The following is a 17,878-nucleotide window of genomic DNA, read 5'->3' on the forward strand; positions in this document are numbered from 1 at the left end:
GCGAACCCCCAATCGAGGACTACGGAGAGAGAAACGTCAGTGGGCCGCGATCGCGGTGTCCTTGCGGAGTCTTCCGGGACGTGTCACCGTCGGCGCTTGCTGAGGGCGAAAGGCCCGGAGCGACCGGGCCAATGAACGTTGGGGAGGCCTGCCAGCCGCTTAATTACGTCGGCAAGGGCATGCCGGGGGCATTTTCCCTAGCGGCGGAGGCGGCCGAGTGGGATGATTTGGTCATCCTTCGAATAGGGGGCCCATCATGGCCGGCCTTGGTGCTCTTCGACCTGGCCGCCGCTCCCGGGCATCCGCGCCCCGGCTCCTGGCGGTTTTACTTGTGCTCGCACTCGGCGTGCTGTTCGCTGCACCCGCCCGAGCAGTCGACTACGGACATGACGTTTCGTGGCCACAGTGTCCGGGCGGTCTTCCGATGCCGCCGGAAGACACGGAGTTCGTGGTCGTGGGGCTGACCAACGGACTCGCATTCACCGAGAACCCCTGCCTGGGCGGGCAGTTCCAGTGGGTGCTCGACCGGGGCGTCCGGGCTCAGGCCTACGCCATGGCTACGTTCCCCACCACCGCGCAATACGAAACCTACGGCGACGACGGTCCATGGCCCGTAAGCACCACGCCGGACCGGCTGCGCAATGTCGGGTACGCCGAGGGCCGCGCAGCTCTCGCGTCTCTCGATGAGGTGGGATGGCGACCGGAGAGAATCTGGGTCGACGTCGAGCCCCGCCCGCAACAGCCCTGGCCCACCTCGACAGCAGCCCAGCGGCAGGAGAACCGGTACGTCATCTCCGGGCTCCTGGCCGCACTGGCGGACGCCGGGTACCCGCACGGGATCTATTCCTATTCGAGCGGTTGGGAGGCCATTACCGGATCGTGGCAGCTTCCCGACGTCCCCGTCTGGTCACCGGCAGGGCGTCTCGACTTCGCCAGTGAAGCATCCGACCTCTGTGTGAATCGCAGCTTCTCCGGCGGAGCCGTACACATCTCGCAATGGACCGACGGCACCTACGACTACGACATGACGTGCATCGGGGTCTACCAGGCCCACGTCGCGACCATCGGCTGGCAGTCGAGCGTCTCGGACGGCGCCACCGCAGGAACGACCGGCCGGTCACTGCCGATGGAGGGCTTGCGCCTGTCGGTGGCAGGAGACCGCCTGTCGGGCGACATTCTGTGGAGGGGGCATGTGCAGAACATCGGCTGGCAGTCCTGGACGACGTCGGCGTCCCCGATCGGAACGACCGGGCGCGGTCTGCGCCTGGAGGCGTTCGAGCTGCGGTTGACGGGGGATCTGGCCTCTCAGTACAGCATCAGGTATCGCGCCCACGTGCAGAACGTCGGCTGGCAGCCGTACGGGATCGACGGAGCCACGGCCGGCACCGTCGGGCAAGGTCTGCGGGTGGAGGCCGTTACGATCGAGTTGGTTCCGAAGGTCGCACCAGCATTCACTGCCGTGTACGCCGCCCACGTTCAGAACCTCGGCTGGATGGCGAACGTTTCCGATGGGACCGTCACCGGGACCACGGGTCGGGCCCTTCGGGTCGAGGCGCTGCGCCTCAACGTGTCCAGCACGGCTTATTCCGGGGACATCGAGTGGCGGGGGCATGTGCAGTCGATCGGCTGGCAGCTGTGGACATCCTCGGCCAATCCCATCGGCACGGCCGGGCAGGGGCTACGGTTGGAAGCGTTTGAAATCAGGCTGACCGGTGAGCTGGCCAATCACTACAGGATCCACTACCGCGCCCACGTGCAAGATTTGGGCTGGCAGTCATGGGTCGCCGACGGCGGAACGGCGGGCACGTCGGGTATGGGCAAACGGATGGAGGCCGTGCAGATCCTCCTCGCACCCAAAACCGGCGGCTAGCGCGGGTTTCCCCCCGCCAGGCAGTCCGTCCTCGCGGAACAGCTAATCGAGCAGGTCCCGGCGCGTGATTCGGAGAGTGCCCTGAAGGAGGCGTTCGTACAAGCCGGACCAGGTGACCAATATGGTCACCTGGTCCGGGTTGCCGGGTGTCTAAATAGCGGCTTTCCGCAGGACCCACGAAGTCAGGGGCCGCAGGTTCCTTGTCTTACCTGGAAGCAGCAAGCCGTGCATCCAGCAGGCCGGCCGCGACTGCTGGAGCAAGCCCTGGTGCCAGTGGAAGTCGCGGGACCACCAGGCAGTGCCAGAGGTGATAGATGTCCGCCTTGCCGGACCACACGGTCGAGGTGACATTGCCGTTCTCGTCGAGTTCCTGCTTCCAGGACCCGTGCTCGTAGTCGATAAACCAGTCGCGGGCGTGGTCCCAGATTCGCTCGTACCAGTCCGCGTACTTCTGGTCGCCGGTGGCGATGTAGAGTGCTGCCGCGCCCCCGATTGCCTCGGCGGGAACCCAGCGAATGCGGGTGGTGACCACCGGCTTGCCTTCCCAGTCGACGGTGTAAACAAAGCCCGGATGACCGTCCGGTTCCCAGGCGTCGCGGATGGCGGCGTCGAACAGGCCCCGTGCGTCGTCCAGCAGCCAGGCCGGGACCTCCATGCCGCGGGCTTCGAGCCCGGCGCGGACGTGCAGGAGCAGGCGTGCCCACTCAACCCAGTGGCCGGGCGTTCCGCCGTACGCGCGGAACTGGCTGGCCCGGTCATCGGTGTTGTACTCCGGCATGGGGTTCCACTCCGGGTCGAAGTGCTCGAAGACCCGGTAGTCGTTGTTGCGAGCAAAGTCGTGGATGAGCACCTCGGCGATGTGGAGCGCCCGTTCGAGCCAGCGGTTGTCCCCGGTCACATCGGCGACGATGAGGTACGCCTCGACGGAGTGCATGCTCGCGTTCCCGCCACGGTATGCTTCCGTTTCCGTAAATTCCCGGTTCCACGAGTCAAAGCACATGCCGGCGTTGTGGTCCCAGAACCTCGTGTCAGCGATTCGCAGTGCCTCGTCGAGCAATTCCCTGGCGCCCGGGCGGTTGGCCGCAACGGCGCTGGCAGCGGCGAGGAGCACGAATGAGTGCTGGTAACCGGACTTGGTGTCGTTTACCGGTCCGTTCCCGTCTACCTCGGCATACCAGCCGCCGAACTCATCATCGTGGAAGACTCCGTTGAGGGCGGCGATGCCGTGGTCGACGAGTGTCGCAGCGCCTGGCCGCCCCATCAGGGCAGCGACCGCGAAACTATGAACCATCCGCGCGGTAATCCAGAGGTGGGTCGGCTTGTCGGTGAACACAGCACCGTTGTTGTCGAGCCAGCCGAATCCGGTGGGCACCTTTGACCCCGCGGCGAAATTGATCAGCCGATCGGTTTCGGCCTCGAGCCATCGCGCGTGAGCGGCGCTGTTCAGCCACGTCATGTTATTTCCTTTCCATGGTGCGGGTGCAGATTGAGAATGGTGCCTGATTAGTGGGTGCCGAAGTCGGTATCTGTGTATGCGCCAGCAACACCGGCAGTGCCCCGACAGCTGCACTGCCCTCCAACATCAAGCTGGAGGGTCACTGGAGCGCCCGCATCAATCGTCAAGGTGACGGTCTCGCCCTTGTTGGTGGACACGCGCACTAGGTTTTCTTGGGGGGAGACGGGAGCCATGGCAGCCCTTTCGTTGATGGTTGAGGGAATGGGTTGGTGCAGCAGCGGCTGCTAGCCGACGGCATCGAGCACACCGCGGATGATGGTGGCAGCCGCTCCCAGGTATGCAAGGACGATCAGCAGGACTTGGGCGGCCCGGGCCGGGACGAAGCGGGCAGCGACGTCGCCCAGCACCAGCCCTGCGAGGCAGGCCACGGCGACGGCCACCCACATTCCCCAGGGCAGTGCGGGAAAGGTGGCCGGGGCAGTGAGGGCCTTGGAGATCAGGGAGAACGCGCCGATGGTGAAAAAGTACGGTTGCATGGTTGCAGCGAAGGATTTGTGCTGCCACCGGGTTGCGATGGAGTACATACTCACGGCAGGCCCACCCACCCCGGCCGCCGTATTCATAAACCCGCTCAGGCCGCCGGCCGTGACAAGGTAGCGGCGGCTCGGAGGAAGGGTGGCGGACTTGAGGCCAAGCAAAACGGTGAGCCCGACGGCGAGGAGCACTCCGATGGAGATCTCCAGCACCGCCGGCGGGATGAGCCGGACCAGGAAGGCTGCCGGGATGATCCCCAGCAGCGCCGACGCCGCCAATGCCGCGTACCGCTTCCAGTCGATGTCCCGCACTACCCGGAAGATGATTGCCCCCGCCGTCACGGCGCCGCAGACGTTCACCAGCACGACCCCCTCCACCGGACCCAGGAGCAGGACCAGGAAGGGAGCAGCCACCAGCGCGAAGCCCATGCCGGTGATGCGCTGCATCCCGGCTCCCATGACGACGGCGCCCAGCACCAACCCGGTGGTCAGCATTTACGGCCTCCAGGCCACGTACTGGACCTCCTCGAACTCCTCGAGGCCAAGGCTTGCTCCTTCGCGGCCCAGACCGGACTGCTTGGCGCCGCCCATGGGGGCGAACGCTACGGAGGGGAGGGGATCGTTGACCCCCACGATGCCGGCTTCCAGGCGTTCGGGGATGTCCCAGGCGCGCTTGGGATCGCGGCTCCAGAGGTAAGCGGCGAGGCCCATCTCGGTTGCGTTCGCCTTGCGGATAGCGTCCTCTTCCGACGTGAAGGTCACGACGCCGGCCGCCGGGCCGAACACTTCTTCGCTCACCAGGGGTGCGTCGTCGGGGACGTCCGTGAGCAGTGTGGGAGCCATGAACGCGCCGCGCGCCGGAACATCGGTCCGCTGCGTGACGCGGCGTGCGCCGCGCGCGAGGGCGTCGTCCACCAGCGCCTGGACGGCGGCCACCCGATCGGCGTCGATCATGGGGCCGAGGTCCGGCACGTCAGAACCGTCGTCGGGAACGCCGTGGCCGATGCTCATGGCGTCGAACCGCGCCGCCAGTTTCTGCGAAAATTCCTCGGCGATGCTGTCCTGGACCAGGAACCGGTTGGCGGCCACGCAGGACTGGCCTGTGTTGCGGAGACGGCCCAGGACGGCACCTTCGACGGCGGCATCCAGGTCGGCATCCTCGAACACGATGAAGGGTGCGTTGCCGCCCAGTTCGAGCAGGGGCCGGACCACGCGTTCCGATGCAGACGCCATGATCTGCCGGCCCACGCCTGTGGAACCGGTGAAACTGACGGCCCGGACCGCCGGGTGGGACATCAGGGCGGCGGTAATTTCGCGCGAGGGCCCGTGGACCAGGTTGACGACGCCGGCGGGGAACCCGGCGTCGTGCAGGACCTCAAACAGGCCGGTGGCGGCGAGCGGCGCCTTTTCGGAGACCCGGCCCACCACGGTGCAGCCTGCTGCCAGCATTGCGGCGAGTTTGCGGGCCTGGATGGATACGGGAAAGTTCCATGGGGTGAGGCTGAGTGCCACGCCGATAGGTTTACGGAGGCTGAGGTGGCGCCGGCCCTGGAGTTCGGGCGGGCTGACGGTGCCGGTGGAGCGGCGGACTTCCTCGGCGAACCAGCGGAAGTATTCCACCGAGAAGTCCACCTCGCCCTGGGCTTCAGGGAGCCGCTTGCCCGCCTCGAGCGCCAGGGTGTGGGCGAGTTCGTCGCGGCGTTCGGCAAGGAGGTCGGCTGCGCTGCGGAGCAGGTCGGCGCGGTTGCGCACCGTGGTGCGTGACCAGGACCCAAGGGCCTCCGCGGCCGCGTCGGCTGCCTGGGTGGCATCCCCGGCGGTGCCCCAGGCGACCTCACCTACGGTGCTGCCGTTTCCGGGGTCCGTCAAGTGCTTGGAGGTCCCGGTAGCGTGCCAGGTGCCGTTGACGAGGTGTTGGGCTGATTTGAGGTTCACGGATGATGCCTTTCGTGGGGCGGGGAGGGGTCCGGGACGGCGGGGCGGGCGCGGAAGCCCGCCGCCGCCGTCGTGATGCTCATCCCTTGCTGGCGCCGGCGGTGATGCCGGCAACGAAGTAGCGCTGCAGGAAGACGTAGGCCACCACCACGGGCAGGGAGGCCAGGATGACGCCGGCGAACAGTAGCGGGTAGTTGGTCTGGAACTCCCCCTGGAAGCTGAGCAGTGCCAGCGGCAGGGTCCGGTTGCCGGGGGACTGGATGAACAGCAGCGGGTAGAGCAGTTCGTTCCAGTGGATAACGAACAGGAAGATGGCCGCGGCAGCAACGGACGGGGCGGACAGGGGGAGCGCGATGGACACGTACGTCCGCCACGGGCCGGTGCCGTCTATGGAGGATGCCTCGTACAGTTCCTTGGGCAGGGTCCGCATGAACCCGCCGAGGATGAAGACGGCGATGGGCAGGGTGGACACGACGTTGGCCAGCACCAGGCCTGCCAGGCTGTCCAGCAAACCCAGCCGGCCGAACAGGACGTACAGCGGCACCATGTTGGCCTGCGCCGGGATGGCCATGCCCAAGACCAGGAAGCCGAAGATGGCCCAGGCCATGAAACCCTTGAGCCGGGAGATGGCGTACCCGGCGAGGCTGGCCAGGAACAGGGTGAGCGGCACGGAGATTGCGGTGACAATCACGCTGTTCGTGAAGGACGAGCCCAGGTCCTGGCCTCCGATTACTTCGGCATAGTTGGCCGGGGAGAGGGACTGCGGCAGGCTGAACGGTCCGGCGAAGAGTTCCTGCGTTGACTTGAAGCTGCCGAACCCCACCACGGTCAGCGGAACGATGATGATGACCGCGTAAATGCCAAGAATTGCGCGGCGGCTTAGTGAAGCGAGCATGCTGTCATTCCCCCTTCGGGGTCAGCCGGAGCAAACGGCGCTGGAGCCAGGTGACCAGGGCGATCATCGCCATGAAGATGATCGACTGGGCGGCGGCGTAGCCGAACTCCGAGTTGGCAAAGGTGCTGTAGATGCGGGTGGAGAGGATGTCCAGGGACTGCTTGGGCGGGTTCCCCGCGATGCCCAGGATCAGGTCGAAGGCTTTGAACGACTGGACGGTGGTGTAGGCCACCACGATGGACGTTGCAGGGGCCACAAATGGCCAGGTGATGGACTTGAACTGCTGCCATTTGCCGGCGCCGTCCATTTCCGCGGCCTCGTAGAGTTCCCGGGGGATGGCCTGGAGGCCGGCGATGTAAACCACCATCATCTGCCCTGCGTGGAACCAGACCTGCGTCACGGCCACCCAGTACAGGGCCTGGGCATTGTTGCCGAGGTAGGAACCCTGCAGGGCTTCGAGGCCCACGCCGCCCAGGACCGCGTTGGCGAGGCCGAAGTTGGGGTCGTAGATGAACTTCCAGATGAAGGCCACGGAGACGGAGGACAGGATGGTGGGGAAGAAGAACAGCGCCCGGAGCAGGATGCTGCCGCGCGAGTTCTTCGTCAGGAGCAGGGCCAGCACCAGCGAAAACGCGGTCTGCGCGATCACCACCATCAGCACAAACTTCAAGTTGTTGGTCAGCGCGTTGGTGAAAAGCGAGTCCTTGGTGAAGGCTCGGACGAAGTTGTCCAGCCCCACGTAGTTGAACGCCGCCGAGAAACCGTTCCAATCCGTGATGGCGTACTGGAACGCCTGCAGGGTGGGCATCACCAGGAAGAACGCAATAATGGCGACGGCCGGAAGCGGGAAGAGGTACAGTGCTGGATTCACCCGCGTGGGGGAGCGGCGGCGCCCCTTCGCGGCGTCGGTTTCAGTCCTGCCGTCCGCGCCCTTCCGTTCGGCAGCCATTTTGGTATGGGTGCTCATAGCCGTTCGTCAACAATCTTCTGGGCGGCTTCGGCGGCCTGCTCGGGGCTGGTGCCCGAGATGACAGCCGTGGCGCTGGCCTCCACCGCGTTGCGGACATCGAGGTTCTGGAACTGGAAGCGGGCGGCCAGCGCCGTCTTTTTGTCCAGCCAGGGGCTGAGTCGCTTTAGGTCCTGGTTGGTGTACTCCACGTTGCTCACGGCCACGTGCTGGGCGGTCTTGTTGGCGTAGTAGCCGGCGTTCTCGGGCTCGGAGAGGAAGTCGATCCACGCCGCGGAGGCGGCCTGGTTCTTGCTCGCTGAGTTGACGCCCAGGATGAACGTGGCGTTGTAGGCGCCTTCGAACTTGCCGCTACCGTCTGAGGTGTTGGGGAACACCAGCTCGATGGGGAACGTCGCGCCCAGGCCGCGGACGGCAGCGATGTGGTACGAGCCGGTGGCCAGCATGGCAGCCTTCCCCTGGGAGAACAGGTTCTGCGCGGGCTCCACGGCGGTGCCGGTGGCGTTCGGCTGCAGGTAGGGGACCAGTTCCTTGTATTGGCCGAGCATCTTGAGGAACCAGTCGTCGGTGCACTTGAGCTTGCCCTGCTCGATCTGGGCGCACATGTCGTCCACGGGGGCGTTGTTGGCGATCATGCAGTTGAACAGCTGGCCGCCGTTTCCGACGTCGCCGCCCGGCCAGGAGATGGGAATGACCCCGGAGGCTGCGAGTTTCTCGCACATGGCCAAGAAGCCGTCCCAGTCCTTCGGGGCGATCTCCGCGCCGGCCTTATCGAACAGGTCGGCGTTGGCCATGGGCATGGGGAAGACAACCTGGTACGGCAGGCCCAGCTGGCTGTCGCCGGACTGCCCGGCGGTCAGCAGGCCCGGCTGGTAGTTGGCGGCGGCCTTACTGCCCTTGAGTTCGGCATAGATCCCGGCCTCGGTGAAGTTCTTGAACTGGGCGCCGCGGAAGGTGGCAAACGCGTCGCCGATGGCTGCACCGCGGACCTTCTGCAGCCCCTGGGCGTTGTAGTCGTTGGAGGTGGAGATGTCCTGGACCACGTCCACGCCGTCGTGCAAGGCCGCGAAGCGCTTGATGAGTTCGTCGAACACCACCTTGTCCTCGCCGCGCCAATGTGCGAAGGACACCTTGCCGGTGACGGCACCGGTGGCGGGTGCGGCGGGTCCGGTGGCGCCGCCTGGCGCCGTGGTGCCGCCGGGTCCGGCGCATGCTGCCGCAGTTGCTCCGAAGCCCAGGGCTCCGAGAATCGCGATGGCCTGCCTGCGTGAAATCTGACTCACAATATTCTCCTCGTTGAGTGTTTTGCTGTGCCTTGCTTGTTGCCTACGGAATGGCTGTCACCAGGACGCGCGTGGCGCGTCGGGACTGCTCATGCACTGGTCTTTTGCGACGAGACCACGTCGTCCACCACGGCGCAGAGGCGCTGCAGCCGCCGGACGGCGTCCGTCGAGAGGGATTCGACGACGTCGGGGGCACCGATGCAGGACGCCCAGACGGCGCGTCCGGAGAGGAAGCCGCTGGCGCCTTCGAGGCAGGCCCACCGGACGGCATCGGGGAACACGTCCTCGGGGACGCCGGAGGAGAGGACAACCCAGGGGCCGTCGATGGCCCGGGTCAGGTCGGCGCAGGCTGCGCGCACGTCAGCTTCGGGGGCCTGGCCGTGGAATGGCACTTCGGCCTTGTATAGGTCCGCCCCAAGGCTGCCCAGTTCCTGCGCGGCAGCGAGGATGCCTGCGTTCCAGTCGAAGTCACCGCCGGAGAGCGGTTTGCGGGAAACGGGCTCGATGATGCTGATCAGCCCGGCGGACCGGCAGATCTCGATGAATTCGCGCACCATGGCCACGCGGCCGTCGGCGGGCTCGTCCGGGCGGTACAGCACCAGTAACTTGAGGGCCTTGACGCCCAGCGCGGCGTATTTGTGCGGGTCCACCAGCCGGTCGATGGTGACCTCGCCCACCAGCTCGCCGTGCGCGGATTCAAAGTGGTCGGCGGAGGCGATGAGTCCGCAGCCGGGGTCCACCACGCCGTCCTCGATGGCCTGGTCCAGCGCGAACTGCCGGTCGATCAGCACGCCGGAGGCGTACGGGGTAAGGATTCTGGCGGCCTGGAGTTTGAAGTCCTGGAGGTCCTGGTCCGTGACGGGGACATCCTGGTGTTCGGCGATCATGTTGCGCATCGCTTCGCGCTGGTCGACGGCGAGCATCGCGAAGGCGCCTGACGGGCGCTGCAGGGGTGAAAGATCGGTGGAAGTCATGGGCTGCTTCTTTCAGCTAGGGGTGTGATTGGAGGCAAGGGCGGGGGTGATGTTCTGGTGCGGGATGCCGGAGCGGCCGTCCAGTCGCCCGCAGGAGGCAGCTGCGGTGCGGCCGGCGAAAGCTGCCGCGTCCACGAGCGGGAGGCCTGCGGCCACGGCGGCGAGCAGGGCGCCGTGGTAGACGTCGCCGGCGCCCAGGGTGGACACGATGGTGGCGGGCGTCGCGGGCACGTGCACGGCGTCGGTGTGGCCGGTTTTGACCCAGGCCCCTTCGGACCCGGCGGTCGCGACGACGGCGGAGGCGCCGTCGTCGATGGCTTTCTGGAGCAGCGCCCCAACACTGTGGTGGTCGCCGTAGTCGGCGCGGAGCCGTTCGATGGTGGGGACATACAGTGCGACGCCGCGCGGACTGAAAGCCGGGATGGGGTTGCCGGCGTCCACGCTGAGGTTCAGGTCGCCGTGGTTGAGCCCGGGCAGGTTGGCGACGGCGTTCCAGCCCAGGTGGTCCACGTGTACCCACGCCGCGGCTTCCAGGAGTTCGCGGAAGCGCCCCTCGGCCGGGAAGCTGACCGGCGGCACCGGGCGGGTGACGATGGCGCGGCTTTCGGTGACCCTGCTGACCACGATGACACTGGCTCCGGTTTTGACGCCGGGATCGCGGACCACGGCTGAGGTGTCCACGCCTTCAGCCTGCAGACCGCTGATGACGCGGTCGCCTTCCTCGTCGGTGCCGATGACTCCGGCGAAGGCGGCCCGCGCGCCTGCCCTCGCGGCAGCAACGGCGGCGGTGGCAGCCGGGCCGCCTCCCGCCGTCGTAAAGTCTGCGGCGACGGTGCGGCTGTCTGCAGCGGGATAATCCTGAACCAGGGCTATGGAGTCCAGGGTGGCGGAGCCTATGAAGAGCAGGGTTCCGGTTGACGGTTGGGACACGTTCCACCTCGTTGTAGTCGGCTTGTACTGAAGAAATATACACACGCTATGTTGGAATAACAACACTTTCTGTATAGTTCTGTTTGGGATGCAACGCCGCGGTCCCACACTCAACGTAGAGAAACGGAGCAGCTCATGTCATTGCCTTCTGCGGAATCGGTCCGGACCATTCGTTACGGCCTTATCGGTGCCGGCCACATGGCCCGCGAACACGTCCGGAACCTTGCCCTGATCCCGGGAAGCCACATCACCGCCGTATCCGATCCCCAGCCGTCATCGCTGGCGGAGACCGTTGCGGAAATCGGCTACGAGGTACAGACCTTCTCCCGTCACCAGGACCTGCTCGCGTCCGGACTGGTGGATGCATTGGTGATCGCCAGCCCCAACGACACGCACCTGGCCATCCTCAAGGACATCTTCGCGAGTGGCACCAACCTGCCCGTGCTGGTGGAGAAGCCCGTGTGCACCACTGCGGAACAGGCCGACGAGCTTGAAGCGCTGGCAGCTGACTACACCGCGCCGGTGTGGGTTGCCATGGAGTACCGCTACATGCCGCCGGTGCAGGAAATCATCCAGGCGGCCCACGGCGGCAGGCTCGGCAACGTGTACATGCTCTCCATCGTGGAGCACCGCTTCCCGTTCCTGCACAAGGTGGACGCCTGGAATCGCTTCACGGAGCGGACCGGAGGCACGCTGGTGGAGAAGTGCTGCCACTTCTTCGACCTGATGCGGCTGATCCTGCAGGACGAACCCGTGCGCGTCTACGCCAGCGGCGGCCACGACGTCAACCACATGGACGAGGTGTATGACGGCAGGGTGTCAGACATGATCGACAACGCCTACGTGATTGTGGACTTCAAGGGCGGGCGCCGGGCCATGCTGGAGCTGTCCATGTTCGCGGAGGGCTCCAAGTTCCAGGAGCGGATCTCCATTGTGGGCGACGCCGCCAAGATCGAGACCCTCATCCCGGTGGCGGCCAACCACTGGATCGAGGGCGACGAGGCCGAGGCGACGGTGGAATTCAGCCCGCGCTCGCCGCTGGGGCCGGAAATGCACGAGGTTCCTGTAGATGAGGCCGTCCTCGCTGCCGGCGCCCACCACGGCTCCACGTACTATGAACACCTTGGCTACCGCAAAGCCATCCTGGGTGACGGGCCGGTGGAAGTTACGGTTGCCGACGGCCTGCAGTCCGTGCGCATGGGCTTGGCCGCCGAGCGCTCCATCATCGAAGGACGCCCCGTAGAGCTGACGAATGCCGGTGCCGGGCTCAGTCACTGAGTAGATTTGTGTTGGAATTGCAACGCCCTGGCAGGTCAAATTCGCCCGGTTAAGGGAAGCAGGAGAAGGGGATATGAGCAGCTCACCGAAAGAGGCGCCATTGACGCCCCGCCAGCGCACCATTCTGGACCAGCTCGAGCAGCGGGGCTTCATCTCCACGATGGACCTCGCCGAGACGTTCGCGGTCTCGGACATGACGGTGCGCCGGGACACCCGCGTGCTGTCCCAAAAGGGACTGGTGCGGGTGGTCCACGGCGGCGTCAGCGCCGTCAATGCCAGCGGGCAGAACGCGGACTTCGCGGCCCGGGTCCGGGAGGATGCTGACGCCAAGCAGCGGGTGGCCCGGGCCTGCGTGTCCATGATCGGCGCGCGGGACGCCATCATCTTGGACGCCGGGACCACCACGTACCAGATTGCCCTGGAGCTGCCGCCGACGTTTGCGGGCACCATCATCACGCACTCGGCCCCCGCCATCCAGCGCTGCCTGCAGCTGACGGCGGCGCGGACAATCTGCCTCGGCGGTGAGCTGCTCCTGGACAGCCAGGCGTTCAACGGTCCCATGACGGTGAGCGCCGCCGCCGGCCTCCGGGCCAAAACTGCTTTTATCGGGGTCAGCGGGCTCCACGACGAGGCGTTCTACATTGAGCGGGACGTGGAGCGCGCCACCAAGATCGCCCTTATGGACTCAGCTGAACAGGTGGTGGTGGTGGCAACACACCAGAAAATGCTGCGGTACGCGCTGGCGAGGCTCGCCGCCTTCGACGCCGTGGACGTGCTGGTGACGGACGCGCCGCCGCCCCGGGAAATCGAGGACGCACTGGGTGCCGCCAACGTCAAGGTCGTGGTTGCCGTGTGAGCGCGCCGCTGCGGGTGGCCCGGCACGTGGCCCGGGCCCCGGTGGCGGACGCGATGCAGATCTCGCTGCTGCCGGCGGGGGACGAGCCGGTGAACGTGGTGCTGGGCGGCTAGGCCCGGATCTGCTGCAGGACGGCGTCGCGCACCTGGGCCATGGTTGCGGCGTCGGCGGCTTCGACGTTGAGCCGCAGTAGTTCCTCCGTGTTGGAGGCCCTCAGGTTGAACCACCAGTCCCCGGCCTCGCTGCTGACACTGAGCCCGTCGAGTTCATCGATTACGGCACCGTTCGCGTAGCTGGCCCGCACGTCCGCCAGCTTGCCGTCGACGCCGTCAACGGATGAGTTGATTTCGCCGCTGGCCGCGTACGGGTCGAACTCGCGGGCCAGTTCGGACAAGGGCCGCTCCTGCTCGCCTAGGGCGGCCAGGACGTGCATGGCGGCAAGCATGCCCGTGTCCGCGTTGTAGAAGTCGCGGAAGTAGTAGTGGGCCGAGTGTTCGCCGCCGAACGCGGCGCCCTCCTCGGCCATCCGAGCCTTGATAAAGGAATGTCCCACCCGGGTCCGGACCGGCCGTCCGCCGGTCGCGGCAACAATTTCCGGCACCGCGCGTGACGTGATCAGGTTGTGGATGATCACCGGCTCGGCTTCCCCGGCGGCCTGGGCGCGGCGGATCTCCCGCACGGCAATCAATGCCGTAACGGCCGACGGCGTCACCGGCCTTCCGTTCTCGTCGATCACGAAGCAGCGGTCGGCGTCGCCGTCGAAGGCCAGGCCAATGTCGGCGCCGTGGGCGATGACGGCGGCCTGCAGGTCGCGGAGGTTCTCAGGCTCAAGCGGGTTGGCAGGATGGTTGGGAAACGTCCCGTCGAGCTCGAAGTACAGCGGCACAACAGTCAGCGGCAATGCGGGGTGGAACTGGTTCCCAAGGACCGCGGGAACGGTCAGCCCCGCCATGCCGTTGCCGGCGTCCACCACCACTTTCAGCGGCCGGACGGCATTCAAGGGCACGAGCGAGCGGAGCTTTTCTGCGTAACCCGCGAGCACGTCAAGCGTGGACACGGTGCCCTGGACCGCGGCAGCGGGGATCCCGCGGTCGACGTACTGCTGGGCCAGGTCCCGTATGGCCGTGAGCCCGGTTTCGGCGGAAACCGGCACGGCGCCGGCCTTGGCCATCTTGATCCCGTTGTATTGCGCGGGGTTATGGCTCGCGGTGAAAATGGCCCCGGCTATGTCCAGTGCGCCGCACACGTAGTAAAGCTCATCGGTGGAGATAAGGCCCAGGGACTTCACGTCCGCACCGCGCCGGGCAGCGCCCGCCGCAAAGGCGCCGCTAAAACCGGGTGAAGAGGGCCGCATGTCCCCCCCGCAAGCGATGGTCTGGCCGGACAGGCGCAGCACGTCCACAAACGCGGCGCCCACGGCTTCGGCGCTTTCCTCGCTGATGGAAACGCCGACGACGCCCCTCACGTCGTAGGCCTTGAAGGACGGTGACAGGTCCATATTGCTCCCGGGAAGTCGCGGCCATGCGCATGAGTAGCTATGCGAACATGGAGTGTTGGAATTTCAACACCACTTTAGCAGGTGTAGGTCACCCCTCACCGAAACGGCTCAGCAATAGGCCCCGGGTCGCCGGAACGGAACGGGCACGCCTGAGCGTTCGGCGAAGCCCGTAGCCGTATTTCTCTTAGAACAGCGGCCAGGGCACCGCCGACATCTCACCGCTCGGAGCCGGAAACCGCCCTGCCAAGCGCAACCGGGCGCAGCGCGTGGCGAGCGATGCGATTTCTTCGGCGCTGAGCAAGTCCGCCAGGCTTCGGCTCAGCCCGCCGTGCAGTCCTTCGATGACTCGATCGATGCCGTCGCGTTCCTCGGCGGTCAGTTTGTCGCCCAGCCACCCCCACAGCACTGTCCGCAGCTTGTAGTCGCGGTGAAAAGTGAGCCCATGGTCCACGCCGTGCCGGTGTCCGTCTGTCATGGCCAGGACGTGGTTGCCCTTGCGGTCGGCGTTGTTCACGACGGCGTCGAACACCGCCATGCGCCGGAGCGCCGGAGAGTCCTCGTGGACGAGGGCGACCGTCCGTCCGTACTCATCCTGACCCTCAAGGACTTGCTTCCACCCGGACTCCGGTACGTCGCCCGCCGCAACGAGGTTCACAGCGTTCTGGTCGGGGTCTGGCTCCTTCCACAGCTGCACCATTCCTTTACCTAACGGACCGTCCCGCAGCCATGTGCGTGGCACAATGTTCCACCCGAGGACCTCGGAAACCAGGTAGGCGGCCACCTCCCGGTGGGCAAGGAAGCCGTCGGGAAAATCCCACAGCGGTTTCTCCCCGGCAATCGGTTTGTAAACGACCGCTGTGTCGCCGATGCTGCCCAGGAAGGTGGCGTTCGATGCCGTCGTGATGCGGCCGGTGAGGATCAGCTCGTCAGTCAGGAGGTCGGGTGCCGGCATCAGGCCTCAGGCAAGGTGCAGACGTGGCCGTCGGCGTCTACGGGATAACCGCAGAGCGGGCATGCCGGACGCCCGGCGCCCACCACCTCCCGGGTCCGCTTGGCGAATGCCCGAGCGGTACCAACAGGCATCCGCACCAGCAACATTTCGGGCACGTCAGGGCCGTTCTCAGCCGGCGATTCGAGGTCATCAGCATCGACTTCGGTGAGTGGGTATGCCTCTATGACTACCTGCGCCGTCGTCGGGTCCCAACCTAACGTCATGGCCCCGGTTCGAAACTGCTCCGTGACCGGCTCGAGCTGGTCATTGTCGACAAGTTCGATGGGAGTACCCGTGGGCACGCTGAAGGGGTTGCCTTCGAGGGCAATGAGCTGATCGAGGATTTCGTCAATCTTCTCGGCGAGCTGGGCTGACTGCTGCTTCTCCAGCGCGATGCTCACAATCTGCTTACCTGCACGTACCTGCAGGTAGAACGTGCGCGCGCCCGGAAAGCCGATGGTGCCGATGACGACCCGGTCAGGCCAGGCAAACTCGTGAACAAGTGTGGGCATGTCAGTATTTTAGGCACATGAGGCCTACTGCGCCTTTTGCCCTGCGCCGCCGCCGACTGGCGCATCGCCGGAGGTGATGCCGTTCGACAGCCACGACAGATCCCCCGCGTCGGTGTTCGTCGCATAGACGGTCGGCCGAACAGCACCATAGTGGACGATCGAAACGGAGGCAGGGCCCACGTTAATACGCTGGAACAGGTCGAGGTGCATGCCGAGCGCGTCGGCCAGGATTGACTTGATGACGTCGCCGTGACTTACCGCCACCCACACGGCTCCCGGCCCGTACTCGGCTTCAAAGGCTGCATCGTGGCGCCGGATCGCCGCTACCGACCGAGCCTGCATCGCCGCCATGGATTCACCGCCGGGGAAAACAACAGTGGACGGCCGCGACTGCACAGCAGCCCACAGGTCTTCGGTAGCGAGCTCACTGAGCATCCGGCCCTGCCACCGGCCGTAATCGCACTCGGTGAGATCGGGATCGGCCGGCGCGGAAGGATTGCCGGCCTGGCGATCGAGGATGAGCTGGGCGGTCTGCTGACATCGCTCAAGGGGGCTCGACACCACCCCGACTACGCGCACGGCCGCGAGCCGGTCTCCGGTCAGAGCCGCCTGTTCGCGCCCGACCTGGTCCAGGCTGACGCCTACGGCCCGACCGGCCAGCAGTCCAGTGGCATTGGCTGTGGTGCGGCCGTGCCGCACGAGAATAACTGTCGCCATCCCCCCAGCCTAACCACCCGCTCGACGGCGGTGTGAACCGTAGAGTTCCCGGGTCCGAAACCGATTGCGCGGCGGCGAGTCCACCGCGGTTAGGCAGCGTCCCGTGGTCTGCACTAGAGCCCGTTCTGCGAGTAGATTGCTAGAATCCGCTGATAGCCCGCAGATCAGTGAAATGAGCATGTTGGCAGGGGATTCGGATGGGCCCTCCGTATCGTATCGATACTCACCAGCACATCGTTCCGCCGGCGTATGCGCGGTGGATACGTGAAAAGGGGATACACCCCGGTGGGATTGGTCTGCCGTCGTGGTCCGAGCGCTCCGCGTTGAAGTTCATGGACAGGCACGACGTGCAGACTGGCATCCTTTCCCTGTCCACGCCCGGCGTCTATTTCGGGGATGCGATGGAAACGCGGTTGAGGGCGCGGGAGGTCAACGAGTTCTGTGCGGAGGTGGTGGCCGCCCGGCCGGATCGGTTCGGGTTCTTTGCGACGCTCACACTGCCCGACGTGGAAGGTGCCCTTGCGGAGGCCCGGTACACCCTGGACACCCTCCACGCGGACGGGATCGTGTTGCTGGCCAATAATGACGGCCGCTACCTCGGCGATCCGGGTTTTGAGCCTTTGCTGGAGTTCCTGCACCACCGGCGGGCCGTGGTCTTCATCCACCCTGGTGACCTTCCTGCTCCGGCCGTGCCGGGCATACCGGCCTTTGCCGCGGATTTCATGCTCGACACCACCCGCACGGCGATTAGCCTGGTTCTGTCCGGTGCGATGGAGAAGTTCTCCGGGATCAGGTTTATCCTGGCCCATGCGGGCGGCTTCGTGCCCTTCATTGCCTACAGAATCCTCCTGACCATGCTCCTCGACAGGGAGCTGGCTCTCAGCGCGCTGGCGGCGTTGGGAGATAAGAAGCAGTCCGTCCTGCGACGCTTTTACTACGATGTTGCCCTGTCTGCCAGCCCGGCAGCGTTGCCCAGCCTGCTTGAGGTAGCTGACCCGGGCCGCATCACATACGGCACTGATTTCCCCTTCGCCCCCTCTGCAGCGATCGATTTCCTGAACATGCAGTATGAGAATTACCCGCTGGATCACGCAGTGCGCGCGGCGATAGACCGCAGCAACTCCGAGGCGCTGTTTCCCCGTCTCAACCTTGATCGGCGTTAGGCCGTTGAGGGCGTCCCGCC

The 17,878-nt window shown here is 65.9% G+C and carries 16 protein-coding genes; 4 read left to right on the top strand and 12 right to left on the bottom strand.

The features are described 5' to 3' along the window. Window positions 1–424 precede the first annotated feature (424 nt). Window positions 425–1,870, top strand: coding sequence for a hypothetical protein (locus JOE41_RS20520; RefSeq protein ID WP_245200776.1), 1,446 nt, complete (start codon window positions 425–427; stop codon window positions 1,868–1,870). Window positions 1,871–2,075: 205 nt separating this feature from the next. Here JOE41_RS20520 and JOE41_RS20525 read toward each other — a convergent pair whose 3' ends face one another. The 8 genes from JOE41_RS20525 to JOE41_RS20560 all read right to left on the bottom strand — a co-directional run bounded on the left by JOE41_RS20525 (window position 2,076) and on the right by JOE41_RS20560 (window position 10,843). Then, window positions 2,076–3,326: an AGE family epimerase/isomerase gene (locus tag JOE41_RS20525; RefSeq protein WP_011691790.1), complete on the bottom strand. Its 1,251-nt coding sequence runs from the start codon at window positions 3,324–3,326 to the stop codon at window positions 2,076–2,078. Window positions 3,327–3,610: 284 nt separating this feature from the next. Beyond that, on the bottom strand, window positions 3,611–4,354 hold the full coding sequence (locus JOE41_RS20530) for a sulfite exporter TauE/SafE family protein (protein ID WP_209753441.1): 744 nt from the start codon (window positions 4,352–4,354) through the stop codon (window positions 3,611–3,613). Further along, complete coding sequence (locus JOE41_RS20535) at window positions 4,355–5,794, bottom strand: NAD-dependent succinate-semialdehyde dehydrogenase (RefSeq protein WP_209753442.1); 1,440 nt, start codon at window positions 5,792–5,794, stop codon at window positions 4,355–4,357. A gap of 79 nt (window positions 5,795–5,873) precedes the next feature. Further along, on the bottom strand, window positions 5,874–6,689 hold the full coding sequence (locus tag JOE41_RS20540) for a carbohydrate ABC transporter permease (RefSeq protein ID WP_011691793.1): 816 nt from the start codon (window positions 6,687–6,689) through the stop codon (window positions 5,874–5,876). Window positions 6,690–6,693: 4 nt separating this feature from the next. Further along, window positions 6,694–7,656, bottom strand: coding sequence for a carbohydrate ABC transporter permease (locus JOE41_RS20545; RefSeq protein ID WP_011691794.1), 963 nt, complete (start codon window positions 7,654–7,656; stop codon window positions 6,694–6,696). Beyond that, entirely contained in the window at window positions 7,653–8,939 is a 1,287-nt protein-coding gene (locus tag JOE41_RS20550) for an ABC transporter substrate-binding protein (RefSeq protein ID WP_209753443.1), read from the bottom strand. The genes JOE41_RS20545 and JOE41_RS20550 overlap by 4 nt, the downstream gene beginning before the upstream one ends. 89 nt (window positions 8,940–9,028) lie before the next feature. Beyond that, entirely contained in the window at window positions 9,029–9,913 is an 885-nt protein-coding gene (locus tag JOE41_RS20555) for an aldolase (protein ID WP_209753444.1), read from the bottom strand. A gap of 12 nt (window positions 9,914–9,925) precedes the next feature. Then, window positions 9,926–10,843 (bottom strand): PfkB family carbohydrate kinase, encoded by a 918-nt coding sequence (locus JOE41_RS20560; protein WP_209753445.1) that lies wholly within the window; start codon window positions 10,841–10,843, stop codon window positions 9,926–9,928. Between the two features lie 135 nt (window positions 10,844–10,978). On the opposite strand from JOE41_RS20560, the gene JOE41_RS20565 reads away from it, so the two are divergent. Next, a complete protein-coding gene (locus JOE41_RS20565; RefSeq protein WP_011691798.1) occupies window positions 10,979–12,121 on the top strand; it encodes a Gfo/Idh/MocA family protein in 1,143 nt (380 codons plus the stop codon). A gap of 73 nt (window positions 12,122–12,194) precedes the next feature. Further along, complete coding sequence (locus JOE41_RS20570; protein WP_011691799.1) at window positions 12,195–12,977, top strand: DeoR/GlpR family DNA-binding transcription regulator; 783 nt, start codon at window positions 12,195–12,197, stop codon at window positions 12,975–12,977. 109 nt (window positions 12,978–13,086) lie between these two features. Here JOE41_RS20570 and JOE41_RS20575 read toward each other — a convergent pair whose 3' ends face one another. From JOE41_RS20575 to JOE41_RS20590, 4 genes are all read right to left on the bottom strand, one after another. Then, window positions 13,087–14,475: a phosphomannomutase/phosphoglucomutase gene (locus JOE41_RS20575; RefSeq protein WP_209753446.1), complete on the bottom strand. Its 1,389-nt coding sequence runs from the start codon at window positions 14,473–14,475 to the stop codon at window positions 13,087–13,089. A 184-nt stretch (window positions 14,476–14,659) separates the two neighbouring features. Next, window positions 14,660–15,427, bottom strand: a complete 768-nt coding sequence (locus JOE41_RS20580; protein WP_209753447.1) for an SCO1664 family protein — start codon at window positions 15,425–15,427, stop codon at window positions 14,660–14,662. Continuing rightward, the gene (locus JOE41_RS20585; RefSeq protein WP_011691802.1) at window positions 15,427–15,978 is read right to left on the bottom strand and encodes a DUF3090 domain-containing protein; all 552 of its coding nucleotides are present in this window, start codon (window positions 15,976–15,978) and stop codon (window positions 15,427–15,429) included. Before JOE41_RS20585 ends, JOE41_RS20580 begins: the two co-directional genes overlap by 1 nt. A 24-nt stretch (window positions 15,979–16,002) precedes the next feature. Next, complete coding sequence (locus tag JOE41_RS20590) at window positions 16,003–16,695, bottom strand: histidine phosphatase family protein (protein ID WP_011691803.1); 693 nt, start codon at window positions 16,693–16,695, stop codon at window positions 16,003–16,005. A gap of 197 nt (window positions 16,696–16,892) precedes the next feature. On the opposite strand from JOE41_RS20590, the gene JOE41_RS20595 reads away from it, so the two are divergent. After that, window positions 16,893–17,858 (top strand): amidohydrolase family protein, encoded by a 966-nt coding sequence (locus JOE41_RS20595; protein WP_209753448.1) that lies wholly within the window; start codon window positions 16,893–16,895, stop codon window positions 17,856–17,858. The last annotated feature ends 20 nt before the right edge of the window (window positions 17,859–17,878 follow it).

Source organism: Arthrobacter sp. PvP103 (assembly GCF_017833075.1).
Classification (GTDB): Bacteria; Actinomycetota; Actinomycetes; order Actinomycetales; family Micrococcaceae; genus Arthrobacter.